Source organism: Lentzea jiangxiensis, assembly GCF_900104175.1.
GTDB classification, from domain to species: domain Bacteria; phylum Actinomycetota; class Actinomycetes; order Mycobacteriales; family Pseudonocardiaceae; genus Lentzea; species Lentzea jiangxiensis.
The window spans coordinates 135,784-147,645 of record NZ_FNIX01000006.1; the positions used below are offsets into that span (position 1 = coordinate 135,784).

14 protein-coding genes are annotated in these 11,862 nt (G+C 69.4%); 9 read left to right on the forward strand and 5 right to left on the reverse strand.

Annotated elements, in window-relative coordinates; translation table 11 throughout:
• Positions 1-108: 108 nt before the first annotated feature.
• The 3 genes from BLQ91_RS19735 to BLQ91_RS19745 all read left to right on the forward strand — a co-directional run bounded on the left by BLQ91_RS19735 (position 109) and on the right by BLQ91_RS19745 (position 3,354).
• Positions 109-312 (forward strand): cold-shock protein, encoded by a 204-nt coding sequence (locus BLQ91_RS19735; protein ID WP_090098440.1) that lies wholly within the window; start codon positions 109-111, stop codon positions 310-312.
• A 738-nt stretch (positions 313-1,050) separates the two neighbouring features.
• Positions 1,051-2,247 carry a PI-PLC domain-containing protein gene (locus BLQ91_RS19740; protein ID WP_090098689.1) on the forward strand — a complete coding sequence of 399 codons (1,197 nt, stop codon included), beginning with the start codon at positions 1,051-1,053 and terminating at the stop codon, positions 2,245-2,247.
• Positions 2,248-2,277: 30 nt separating this feature from the next.
• Entirely contained in the window at positions 2,278-3,354 is a 1,077-nt protein-coding gene (locus BLQ91_RS19745; protein ID WP_218130325.1) for an aminotransferase-like domain-containing protein, read from the forward strand.
• On the opposite strand, the gene BLQ91_RS19750 is transcribed toward BLQ91_RS19745, so the two are convergent.
• Entirely contained in the window at positions 3,320-4,144 is an 825-nt protein-coding gene (locus BLQ91_RS19750; protein WP_090098445.1) for a glycosyltransferase family 2 protein, read from the reverse strand. The two genes, BLQ91_RS19745 and BLQ91_RS19750, sit on opposite strands and share 35 nt — an antisense overlap.
• A 92-nt stretch (positions 4,145-4,236) precedes the next feature.
• Here BLQ91_RS19750 and BLQ91_RS19755 point away from each other — a divergent pair, with 92 nt between their 5' ends.
• From BLQ91_RS19755 to BLQ91_RS19780, 6 genes are all read left to right on the forward strand, one after another.
• A complete protein-coding gene (locus BLQ91_RS19755) occupies positions 4,237-4,815 on the forward strand; it encodes a TetR/AcrR family transcriptional regulator (RefSeq protein ID WP_090098447.1) in 579 nt (192 codons plus the stop codon).
• A complete protein-coding gene (locus tag BLQ91_RS19760) occupies positions 4,812-6,143 on the forward strand; it encodes an FAD-binding oxidoreductase (RefSeq protein ID WP_090098449.1) in 1,332 nt (443 codons plus the stop codon). Before BLQ91_RS19755 ends, BLQ91_RS19760 begins: the two co-directional genes overlap by 4 nt.
• Positions 6,144-6,154: 11 nt before the next feature.
• A complete protein-coding gene (locus tag BLQ91_RS19765) occupies positions 6,155-6,979 on the forward strand; it encodes an alpha/beta fold hydrolase (protein WP_090098451.1) in 825 nt (274 codons plus the stop codon).
• 72 nt (positions 6,980-7,051) lie between these two features.
• On the forward strand, positions 7,052-7,501 hold the full coding sequence (locus BLQ91_RS19770) for a MarR family winged helix-turn-helix transcriptional regulator (protein WP_176959836.1): 450 nt from the start codon (positions 7,052-7,054) through the stop codon (positions 7,499-7,501).
• On the forward strand, positions 7,498-7,893 hold the full coding sequence (locus tag BLQ91_RS19775) for a DUF5313 family protein (RefSeq protein ID WP_090098453.1): 396 nt from the start codon (positions 7,498-7,500) through the stop codon (positions 7,891-7,893). The genes BLQ91_RS19770 and BLQ91_RS19775 overlap by 4 nt, the downstream gene beginning before the upstream one ends.
• A gap of 6 nt (positions 7,894-7,899) precedes the next feature.
• The gene (locus BLQ91_RS19780) at positions 7,900-8,229 is read left to right on the forward strand and encodes a hypothetical protein (RefSeq protein ID WP_090098455.1); all 330 of its coding nucleotides are present in this window, start codon (positions 7,900-7,902) and stop codon (positions 8,227-8,229) included.
• On the opposite strand, the gene surE is transcribed toward BLQ91_RS19780, so the two are convergent.
• From surE to BLQ91_RS19795, 4 genes are read right to left on the reverse strand one after another with little or no spacing between them, the layout of a single operon-like run.
• Entirely contained in the window at positions 8,192-8,947 is a 756-nt protein-coding gene (surE, locus tag BLQ91_RS19785; protein ID WP_090098457.1) for a 5'/3'-nucleotidase SurE, read from the reverse strand. The two genes, BLQ91_RS19780 and surE, sit on opposite strands and share 38 nt — an antisense overlap.
• Before the next feature lie 4 nt (positions 8,948-8,951).
• Positions 8,952-9,857 carry a 1-phosphofructokinase family hexose kinase gene (locus tag BLQ91_RS19790; RefSeq protein WP_090098459.1) on the reverse strand — a complete coding sequence of 302 codons (906 nt, stop codon included), beginning with the start codon at positions 9,855-9,857 and terminating at the stop codon, positions 8,952-8,954.
• Positions 9,858-9,915: 58 nt separating this feature from the next.
• On the reverse strand, positions 9,916-10,101 hold the full coding sequence (locus tag BLQ91_RS40365) for a hypothetical protein (protein ID WP_143022722.1): 186 nt from the start codon (positions 10,099-10,101) through the stop codon (positions 9,916-9,918).
• 24 nt (positions 10,102-10,125) lie between these two features.
• Positions 10,126-11,853: a family 20 glycosylhydrolase gene (locus BLQ91_RS19795; protein WP_090098461.1), complete on the reverse strand. Its 1,728-nt coding sequence runs from the start codon at positions 11,851-11,853 to the stop codon at positions 10,126-10,128.
• Positions 11,854-11,862 lie beyond the last annotated feature (9 nt).

Sequence of the window (11,862 nt, forward strand, 5' to 3'; positions counted from 1 at the left end):
CTTCTTCACACCACCGGGCTAACCACGATGTGGGAGGACCCGTCCACTGGCAGACTTTCCCGGGCACCCCGCTCGGCGGGGGCACCCACCATCTAGGGAGCAATCGGTATGGCGCAGGGCACTGTCAAGTGGTTCAACGGCGAGAAGGGCTTCGGATTCATCGCGCAGGACGGCGGTGGTCCGGACGTCTTCGTGCACTACTCGCAGATCCAGGGCAACGGCTTCAAGTCGCTGGAGGAGCAGCAGCGTGTGGAGTTCGAGATCGGCCAGGGTCAGAAGGGGCCGCAGGCGCAGGCCGTCCGCGCGCTCTGACTCCGCTCTCCGAGGCCCGTCCGGCTGCGCGCCGGGCGGGCCTTTTGGCGCTCCGACAGCCTCTCACCTGCGGTTACCGAAATTGTCAGACCTGCCTGTCATGGTGATCACAGCACTTCGTCCGGGGTGCCACGACTTCTCGGAAGGCTGGTCCTGTCATGCGTGTTGTCGCGTCTCTTCGTGGTGCGGGTGTCGTCCGCTCGTCGGTCCTGGCGCGACCGCTCGGTGCCGAGCACCGGGGCTTGCCGCAGGGTCGTCGGGTGACCGGGCCTGGGCATGTCGCGCCCTCTCGCCGGGAGCGGTGACGGGCTGCAGGCGCGGAGCATCGTTCGCATCGACGGTGGAGGCCGGGCGGTGTCCCGGGATGGCCGACCGGGAGCTGAACGACGTGACGGGGCGACGCGGGCCTGAGCGGGCTTGGTGACCGTCGAGGTGAGACGAGCCGCGAGGTGGCCCCGGTGACGAAGCGGGCGTCGCAGCCCGTCGGCCGCGACGCCTCCACTTCCCGCCGCGGGATCGACGGCTGGGGAACAAGTGGCAACCGAGGGAGTCGAACCCTGCGCGGCTTGTGAAGGCGGCGCCCGAGTACCGGCCCTAACCCTTCGGTTGGGCGACGGCTGCCGTGGAGTTGTACTACCTCTCAAGAGGGCTCTTCGGCACGTGAGATACCCACAGTGTTAAACGTCCAAACGCCTGAAGGCTTTTCATGTTTCACGGGTGTAGGTGACCCTGTTCACCATGCGATACCTCCCTGCTGTCGCGGCCCTGCTGCTACTCCCCCTGGTGCCCGCCACCGCGCAAGCGGCTCCGTCGGGCACGTTCTACGTCACCGGTGTCAGGACGGGGCTCAACGTCGCCCAGAGCGGCACCGGGCTCGCGCTGCACCGGCCGAAGGGCAATGAGGACCACCAGCAATGGCGGCTGAGCGACGGGAGGTTCGAGAACACCGACTCGCCGGGTCAGTGCATCACCCGCCAGCTCACCATGGGTTCGTGTTCGCAGGCGGACGCGGTTCACGAGTTCCGGCAGTTCGGTGATCAGTGGGAGTTCTTCGGCCTCGGTGGCGAGACGCGCTGGTACCTGACGCCGGTGCAGAACCAGACGTCTCCGATGCCCCAGGACCCGCGGCTCGACCAGATGACGTTCCTGACCGCCCACAACGCCTATGCGAACGGGGTGGACGGCGGGTTCGCGCCTCCGTTCGTCAACCTCGCCAAGAACCAGACGCGTGGCATCGTGCAGCAGCTCAGCGATGGCGTCCGGGGCTTCATGCTCGACATCCACCAGACGCCGGACGGCGCGGTCCTGTGCCACAACAGCTGCACGCTGGTGAGCAAGCCGGTGGCGCTGAACGTGGACGTCCAGCGGATCGTGGACTTCCTGAAGAACAACCGCGGCGAGATCGTCACGGTCTTCCTGGAGGACTACGTCGACGCGAACACGCTCCGGGCCGAGCTGCGCAAGGTGCGGGGGCTGGGTGACGTCCTGTACCGGGCCGAGGGCGTGCAGCAGAACGGCTGGCCCACGCGCAGCCAGATGGTGGACAGCGGCAAGCGGCTGATCATCTTCACCGACCACGGGAAGGACGGGCGCGAGGACAGCGGCGTGCTGTACCAGAAGGACTGGACCGTCGAGAACCACTGGTCGATGGGCTCGGGGCTCGGCAGTTCCGACTGGTCCTGTTACAGCCGATGGGATGACAAACCGCTCACGGCGACCGGGAGCTTCCAGCCGTTGTTCGTCATGAACCACTTCCGCGACGTTCCGTTCAGCAGCACCGCGACGACGGACAACAGCAAGCTCGTGAACCGCGCCCAGCAGTTCTGCCAGCCCGCGGCGAGGAAGAAGCCGAACTTCCTCGCGGTCGACCTCTACCACCTGGGCGACGCCCAAGGAGCCGTCAGCACGCTCAACTCATACGTGTACAGGCCGTAGCCCAAATCGTGGGAGTTGTACGCTCCGCGCATGGCCTCGATCCTGTTCACGCGCGGAGCGCCCTCTCTCGACATCATCGACCAGGAAGGTCTGCGCGAAGCAGCGCAGAAAGCCTTCACGGACGACCCCGGCGGCACCTTCGCGTACGGCACGAGCGTCGGTTACGTGCCGCTGCGCGCGTGGCTGGCCGAGCAGCACGGTGTCGAGGCGGAGCAGGTGCTCGTCACCAACGGTTCCATGCAGGCCGACGCGTTCCTGTTCGAGCTGCTCGTCGACGAGGGCGACGACGTGGTGGTCGAGGCCCCGACCTACGACCGCACGCTGCTGAACCTGCGCCAGCGCGGCGCGAACATCCACGCGATCGAGCTGGAGACCGACGGCATCAACGTCGACGCGCTCGAGAAGCTGCTGGAGAGCGGGGTGCGCCCGAAGCTCGCGCACATCATCCCGAACTTCCACAACCCGGCCGGCTACACGCTGTCCGAGGCGAAGCGCACGCGCCTGCTGGAGCTCTCGGCCCAGTACGACTTCGTGCTGTTCGAGGACGACCCGTACGTGAAGGTGCGGTTCGAGGGCGAGCCGCTGCCGACGATGCTGTCGCAGGACGAGAACGAGAAGGTCGTCTACGCGTCCTCGTTCTCGAAGACCATGGCGCCCGGCATCCGCTGCGGCTACCTGGTGGGGCCCAAGGCCGTCATCAAGAGCATCCAGGACATCGCCACCACCACGTACATCTCGCCGAACATGGTGGCGCAGTCGATCGTGAACTCGTACTGCCGCTCCGGCCGTCTCGAGGAGTCGGTCGCGAACGTCCGCACCGCGCTGCGCGCCCGCAAGGACGCCCTGGTCGCCGCGCTGCGGCGCGAGCTGCCGGAGGCCGTCTTCACCGCTCCGCAGGGCGGCTACTTCATGTGGGTCGAGCTGCCGGGCGTGTCGATCGACAAGCTCGTGCCGGTCGCCAAGGAGCACGGCGTCGAGTTCGTGAAGGGCTCCGACTTCCTGCTGGAGGGCGGCGACAACGCCATCCGCCTCGCGTTCTCGGGCGTGACGCCGGAGCAGATCGACGAGGGCATCACGCGCCTCGCCGCGGCCGTTCGCTCGCTCTGATCTGCGCTTCCAGGTGTTCCGGCAGCCCACGGCGCTGCCGGAGCGCCTGGTGCAGGCGCGGTAGCGCGGCCCGGAACGCCCGCGGGTCCTTCAACGACACCGCCAGAGCCGTGGTCACGGGCCTGCGCATCCACGAGGTCAGCACCGCGTTGCGCCGCTGCACGACCTCCCCGTCCGGCTCCCGTCCGGTGGCCGGGTGGTGGTGCGCCACCACGTCCTCGACGTAGCAGAGCGCCCACCCCGCCGCCGCGAGGTCCCACGACAGCAACGTCTCCTCGCCGCGGAAGAACAACACCGGGCTGAACCCACCCACCTCCAGGAACGCCTGCCGCCGCACGACGGCCGAGCAGGCCAGGAACCCGAGCACCGCCGGTCCCGCGACGCCTTCACCGAGCGGGCTGTCCCGCAGCAGCGGGGTGATCGGGTCGGGGGTCTCCGCCGGACCGACCAGCGTGTGCGCGGCTATCACCGCCAGGTCCGGGTGTTCGTCGAAGATCGGTTCGGCCCGTTCGAGAGCGTTGGGCGCCCACCAGGAGTCGTCGTCCGCGAAGGCCACGAACGGTGTTCGCGCCGCCTGCACGCCGAGGTTGCGCGCGACCGCGCCCCGGTTGACCGCCGACTCCAGCACCAGGACGTGCGGGAAATCCTTGTGCACACGGGAAACCGTGTCGTCCGAGGACGCGTTGTCGACCAGGATCACGGGCACCGCGAGCTCGCTGAGGCGCGACAGCGTGCGGAGCAGGCTGTCCGCGCGGTTCCGCGAGGCGATCACGACGGTCGTCCGGGCCATGAAGTCGTCTACCCCGTGACCCACCCTTGACACTTTGACATGAAGTGACATTAAAACTGGCAGTAACTGACACTTTGGGCTAGGTTGGCCGCGTGGAAACGCTCACCACCCGCGCCGCGAAGGACCTGCGCACCCGACTCGCGATCCAGGAGGCGGCGATCGCGCTGTGCCTCGACCAGGGCTTCGCCGCCACGTCGACCAGGGCCATCGCCGATCGGGCGGGCGTCTCGGAACGCACGCTGTTCCGCACGTTCGGCACCAAGGCCGCGATCTTCTGGTACGACGCGTTCCTCAGCCGCGTCGTGCGCGCGCTCGCGCCGGACCCGGACCCTGTCGCGGCGCTGGTGGAAGCGGTGCGCACGGCCATCAGCACGATCACGCCGGAGCAGTGGGCGCTGGAGCTCGGCCGGCGCGCCGTGATCATCGGGGAACCGGACCTCATCGCCACCGGAACGCAGGAGCTGAACACCGGTGCGACGCAGATCGCGGCGATCCTGACCCCGCCGCTCGCCTCCCCCGCGCGGGCCTTCGACCTGCTGCTCTTCGCCCGGTTCGCGGTGGCGGGCTTCGGCGTCGTCCCGGTCCACGCGGACACCACGCCGGGCGAGTGGGGCGCCGAACTCGAAAAAGTCGTGCACAAGGCCGCGCACGGCGCGTTGGAGCGTTCATGAAGCTGCCGAACCTCATCACCGACCCGGACACGCTGGCCGGTCTCAGCCACGACGAGGCGGAGTGGGCACCCGTCGGCACGCCCCGCGCCGCGTTCCGCCCGAAGTCCACAGAGGACGTCCGGCAGGCGGTGAGGGCCTGCGCGGAGAACGACGTCCCGGTCGTGCCGCGCGGTGCGGGCACCGGGTTGTCCGGCGGCGCCAACGCCGTCGACGGGTGCCTGGTCCTCGACCTCAGCCGGATGGACCGGGTGCTCGAGATCGACCGGGAGAACCTGCTCGCGGTCGTGCAGCCGGGCGTCGTGAACGACGACCTGAAGAGGGCCGTTGCCGAGCAAGGGCTCTGGTACCCGCCCGACCCGGCCAGCTCGCCGTGGTCGACGATCGGCGGCAACGTCGCCACGAACGCGGGCGGCCTCTGCTGCCTCAAGTACGGCGTGACGCGCGACTACGTGCTCGGCCTGGAAGCCGTGATGGGCGGCCCCGTTCCGTACGGCACCGCGGTGCGGGTCGGCAGGCGCACCACCAAGGGTGTCGCCGGCTACGACCTGACCGGGCTGCTCGTCGGATCGGAGGGCACGCTCGGCGTCGTCACCGAGATCACCGTGCGGCTGCGGCCGTCCCCGCGCCCGTCGGACACCGTCGTCGGCGCGTTCTCCAGCCTCGTCGCCGCGGGTCGGGCCGTTGCCGTGGCGACGAGCCGAGGCCTGCGACCCGCCGCCCTGGAGCTGATCGACCGCGCGTGCCTGCAGGCCGTCGAGGACTGGAAGCACCTCGGCATCGAGCCGGACACCGAGGCCATGCTGCTGGCCCGCGCCGAGACGTCCGAAGACGCCGACGGCCTCGTCACGGCGTTCACCGACGCGGGTGCCGACTGGACCGAGCGGTCCACCGACTCGACCGAGGCCGAGGCCCTCTTCGCCGCCCGCCGCCTGACCTACCCGGCGCTGGAACGGCTGGGCCCGCTGCTCACCGAGGACGTGTGCGTGCCGCGCTCGCAGGTGCCGGCCATGCTCGCGCGCATCGAGGAGATCGGCGCGCGCCACGACGTCCGCATCGCCACCATCGCCCACGCCGGCGACGGCAACCTGCACCCGTTGCTGATCACCCCGCCCGGCGACGACAACGCGCGCATCGCCGCGCAGTCGGCGTTCGAGGACATCATCGACCAGGCCCTGGAACTGGGCGGCACCGTCACCGGCGAGCACGGCGTGGGCCTGCTCAAGCGCGCCGGCATGATCCGCGAGCTCGGCCCGGACGCGTGGGCGGTCCAGCGGGCGATCAAGTCCTCGCTCGACCCCCTGAACCTCTTCAACCCCGGCAAAGCCTGAGGAGTCAGCTCATGTTCGTTCCTGTTGACGGCGGTGACCTGGCCGTCGAGGTGCACGACGGTGACACCGCACCCGTGCTGGCCGTTCACGGCGTCAGCGGCAGCCGCAAGCTGTGGGACCGGGTGGCGGCGCACGGCTTCACGCTGATCGCGCCGGACCTGCGCGGCCGCGGCGACAGCTGCGTGCTGCCCGGCGCGACGACCAGGCAGCACGCCGACGACATGGTGCGCGTGCTCGACGCCCTGGACCTCGCGTCGGTGACCGTGGCCGGCATGTCGATGGGCGCGTATGTGGCCGTGGAACTGGCCGTGCGCCATCCCGACCGAGTGCGCGCGCTCGTGCTCGTGGACGGCGGCCTCCCCATGCCGATGCACGCTCACATGACCGACGAACTGGTGGCGGCCGTCCTCGCCCCGCAGCTGGCCGCACGCGAACGGACGTGGACCGTCGACGAGTACCTCGCGGTCCAGGCCGCGGCCAACCCGCTGGTCGACCCCTCCGACCCGCTGACCCGCGAGTACTTCGCGCACGACCTGACCCCGGACGGCCACCTGCGCCTGTCCGGCGAGACCCTGGCCGCCGACACGCGCGACGTCGTCTTCGGCGAGTCGCGCTGGCGGGAGCTGACCGTGCCGACGTGGTTCGTCCACGCCGAGTGGAGCATCGGACCGGACAGCGCGCCCGCCTACACCGTCGAGCAGGCCGCCGAGTACCGCGCCGCCCTACCCGTCCTGCGCGAGCCGGTGCTGATCAACGAGGTCGACCACGGCGGCACCGTGATGACGGCGGCCGGAGCCGCGGTCACCGCGGAGGTGCTGAACGAAGCGCTGAAGTGATCGCCTGAGAAGACGTCTGCCGCACCACACCCCCTTGGAGTCCGGCGCGCTCGCCAGTTAGTGTGTACACCAATGATTAGTACACCAAGCATTCCGGAGAACCCACTGGAGCTCGAGCGGCAGGTTTGCTTCGCCCTCGCCGTGGCATCCCGCACGGTGATCGCGGTCTACCGGCCGATCCTGGAGCCGCTGAACCTCACGCACCCCCAGTACCTGGTGATGCTGGCGTTGTGGGAGCGGTCACCGCGCACGGTCAAGGACCTGAGCACCGTCCTGCAGCTCGACCCCGGCACCCTCAGCCCGCTGCTCAAGCGGCTGGAGACGATCGGGTACGTCGAGCGGCAGCGGGACAAGGCCGACGAACGCGCACTCGCGCTGACGCTCACCCCGGCGGGCGAGCAGCTCCGCGAAGAAGCGCTGAAGATCCCCTTCAAGGTCGTGGAGCAGCTGGACATGACGTTCGAAGAGCTCGCCCAGCTGAACGAGGTGCTGCACAAGGTGATCGGCAAGGCGACCCGGTGAACCCCGCGCTGAAGGTCTGGTACTACGCGGGCGGACGGCTTCCGCTCAAGTACAAGCAGTTCGTCTACGACGACGTGACCGGCCCGAAGTGGTTGCTGCGGTTCACGGTGCGCAGCCTCGTGCAGGTCACACCACTGACGACGGTCATCGCGCTGGCCCTGGTGTTCGGGCTGGGATCGTCGTGGCCGCTGGCGATCGCGTGCGGTGGACTGGGTTTCGTTGTGGGACTGTACTTCGCGCTGTCCTACGCACCTGAAAGTGTGGACCATAGGCTCACGAAATACGGGTATCCCAGGGGCTCAGCGACGCACGGGCGCCGTGAGCGCAACGCAGCACAGGATCGCGAGAAGCAGGCGAAGTACGACGCGGTCTGGCGGCGATCCGAAGGGTAGAGACCTATGGCCTCGGTGAGCGACCAGTTCGAGTTCACGAGGCCGCAGGCGCTCACCCTCGTGGCCGGCGTCCTCCAGCTGACCTTCGGGTGGCTGGACCTGTTCGACCTCGATCCGAACTACCGCGTGGTCCAGCTCGGCGTCGGGGTGATGGGCATCGTGATGGCCTGGCGGCTGGCCCACGCGCGGATGTACGGCCTCCTGCTGCTCCTGGGCTTCGGGATGCTGGCCTTCTCGCTCGACGACCTCACGGCGGAGGGCTTCATGGAGGTCAGAACAGCCCTCATCGGGCTGGTGATCACGCTGGCCAGGCCGGCAAAGCGCGCTCCGGGCTGACGTCGCGGCCCACCGAGTGCAGCGCGGTCACGGTCGCGAAGCCCTCGGCCAGCAAAGCGGTGTCCGTGCCGGGCACCAGCGAGTCCTCCGCGTACACGTGGACCAGCTCCACCTCCCCTTCGCCGACCTCGTCCACCCGGCTCTGCACGGTGCCGAAGCGGGCGAGCTCGGCCCAGCGAAGCCCCTGCACCTCATCGACGTTCGGCACGTTCAGCGAGAGCACCGAGGCAGCGGGCATCTCCAGCAACACCGGCAGCACCGCGCGAACGACCTCACCCGCCGTGCCCCACAACGGCTCCGGCTCGTCCAGGCCGACGTCGAGCGACACGGCCATCGCCGTCACGTCGTTGACGTGCGCGGTCAGCGCCGCGCCGACGGTGCCGGAGTGCAGGATCGCGCGCCCCACGTTCGCACCGAGGTTGATGCCGGAGAGCACGACGTCGGGCTTGCCGCCGAAGCCGCCGTTGCAGGCGATCAGGGCGATCAGGCCCGGATGTGCGGCGACCGCGTGCGCCTCCACGTCCAGGCCGGGCAGAGTGCGGCGCTCGCTGACCACCCTGCCGGAGTCCCCGACAGCCGCGACCGACGCGCTCGTGCCGCTCGCCTGGGTGGAAGGCGCCGCCACCACCACTTCGAGACCGCACGCGAGCGCGGCGGAGGCCAGCGTCGCGAGGCCGGGGGAGTCGATTCCGTCGTCGTTCGTGATCAGCGCGCGCATCCGCTCATTCCTCGATCGGCTCCAGTTCCACGCGTTTGCTCAGCTCGCGCACCGCTTCCCCGCTTCCGCTGCCGAGGCCGTGCCTCGTCACGTTCACCGCTCCGGCGGCCGCGCCGAGCTTCACCGCGTCCGTCAACGACATACCCAGCGCGAGGCCCGCTGAAATCCCCGCGGTCATCGAGTCGCCCGCGCCGCGCGTGTCGACGGGCTCCAGCTTCGGCATGTTCACGAGGTAGAGCTGGTCTTCCAGCAACGCCAGCGCCGGGTCGTCGGCACGCGACACGATCACGCCGTGCACGCACGACTCCGCGATCTCGCGGGCCTTCCCGATGAGCTTGGACAGGTCTTCCTCGCCCAGTTCCTCGTGGGAGACCTTCACGACGTGGGGGCCACCGCGCACGGCTTCGGCGAGGCGGTCCCCCGCCAGGTCGACGATCACGCGGCAGCCGTTGCCGGTCAGGTCCGAGGTGAGGCGGTAGTAGGTGTCGTGGGGCAGCACGCGGTCGTCGGACGGCCCGCTGAGCACGGCCGTGCCCGCGCGAATGCCTTCCACGAGCGCGAGTTCGTACACGTCGTCGAGCTCGTGCCGGGACAGCGCGTCCGGGAGCATCTCGACCATCTCGGACCTGCTGCCGTCGCGACGGTCGTGCACGTAGGAACCGTTGCGCGCGGCCACCTCACGTGCGCGCAGGTCGACGTTCTCGCCTTCCAACAACGCGCGCAGGACGCGACCGGTCTCACCGCCGAACGTCGCGCAGACGACGGCTTCGACACCGAGAGCGGCGATCATCCTGGACTGCCAGAAACCCTGGCCACCGGCGTGCAGGTGCACGTCCGGTTCTCCATCGAGGTCTTCTACGGTGACGGTCAGCTGGGGGGACGGGGCGAACACGGCAACTCGGGCATCCACGACAGCCTGGTACCCGGTGCGGGCGAAGGATATTCGCCCGCACCGGATGAATCAGACATCACGCTCCGGAGCCGCCGGTCGGGTCGTCCCCGTCCTGCGGTGCGGGCGCGCCGCCCGGTTCCATCTTCTCGTCGGCGCGCCACTCCCCGGGCTGCGTCATGTCGCGGTACTGGTCGACCTCCTGAGGCGTGGGGTCGACACCGACCTCTTCCGCGAACTCCTCGGCCACTTCCGGATCAGTCATGGTCGAGCGAGTACCCCGGAAACGTCAGCAAACGCCTCCGTCGCGCCAGACGCCCCACTGACCGGTGGTGCCGGGCTCCTCGCCCCGCGTCCACCACTGCGCGGTCCACTTCTTGCCGTTGTGCGACACGACGTTGCCGCCGTTGTAGACCTTGTCGCGCTCCCACGCGGGCTGCGTGCAGGGACCGGGGCCAGGGCCGCCGGTCTCCCACGGGACCTGCGTGGACCGGTAGAAGTTGATGCCCATCGTCGTCCAGCGCGGACCGTGGGAGCCCAGACGCGTCTTGAACTGGTCCCAGTTGTGCGTCGACCACGGCGACCAGGCCAGTTCGGCGATGGCCGCGAGCCGTGGGAACGCCATGAACTCGATGTCCTGCGCGGTCACCAGCGTCTCGCTCCACAGTGGAGCTTCGACGCCGTGGACGGCGGACTCCGGCACACCGCTCAGGTGCGCGCCGGGGTTCCACTCGTAGGCGGTCTGGACCTCGATCAGACCGGCCCACGACAGGCCGAGCGGCGTGCTGGAGTTGTACTTCATGTCCAGGTACGCCTTGTTCGCGGGCGACATGATGACCTTGTGACCGCGTGCCGCCGCTGCCTGCACCACGGCGTTGGACGTCGAGGTGCCCCAGTACTGCGGCATCGTGGCGGTGTCGGTCGTGGTCTTCGCGAACTCGTGCCAGCCGAGGGCGGTCTTGCCGTACTTCTTCACGATCGGCAGCGCGCGGTCCATGAACGCCTGGTAGTCCGCGTCGGACGTCGAGTGCGCCTCGTCGCCGCCGATGTGGAAGTACGGTCCGGGCGTGAGCGCCGCGATCTCGCGGATCACGTCGTCCACGAACTGGTAGGTGATCTCCTTGTTCACGCACAGCGAGGAGTAGCCGACCTCGATGTCCGTGCGCAGCGGCGGGGCCTGGCCGTCGCAGTTGAGCTCCGCGTACGAGGCCAGCGCCGCGTTGGTGTGGCCGGGCAGGTCGACCTCGGGGATCACCGTGATCTTGCGCGAGGCCGCGTACTGCACGATCTCGCTGTACTGCGCCTTGGTGTAGTAGCCGCCGGGGCCACCGCCGACCTGCGTGCTGCCGCCGTACGTGGCGAGCCGGGGCCAGCTGTCGACCACGATCCGCCAGCCCTGGTCGTCGGTCAGGTGCAGGTGGAAGTAGTTGATCTTGTAAAGGGCCAGCTGGTCGATGTAGCGCTTGACCGTCGAGACCGGGTGGAAGTGGCGGGCCACGTCGAGCATCGCACCGCGGTGGGAGAACCGCGGGTGGTCGACGATCAGCGCGCCCGGCACGGTCCACGGGCCTGCCTGCACGGTCGTGCTCTCGACCTTGGCGGGCAGGAGCTGCCGCAGCGTCTGCACGCCCGCGAACAGGCCCTCGGGCGTGGTGGCGCGCAGCACGATGGCGTTCGCCGCGACGTCGAGCTGGTAGCCCTGCTGGCCCACCGCGGCCGGCGCGCCCGAGAGCAGCAGCGAGATGCCGTCGGACGGGGTGGTGGTCGTGTCGGACACGGGCAGCGCGTACCCGGTCGAGGGCCGCAGCACTCCGGCCAGGAAGGTGCCGACGTCCCGGGCGGCCGGGGCCGTGTAGATCTTCGAAGCGGCCGTCAGCGTGTGCGTGACCCCGCTCTTCGACTGCACCGACACCGGGACGGGCACCAGGCCCTGCAACGGTTCCGCGGCTTGCGACTGAGCGCTCACGGACAACGCCGCTGTGACGGCGATGACCGCGGCGAGAACACGAGTTCTCACGACTCCTCC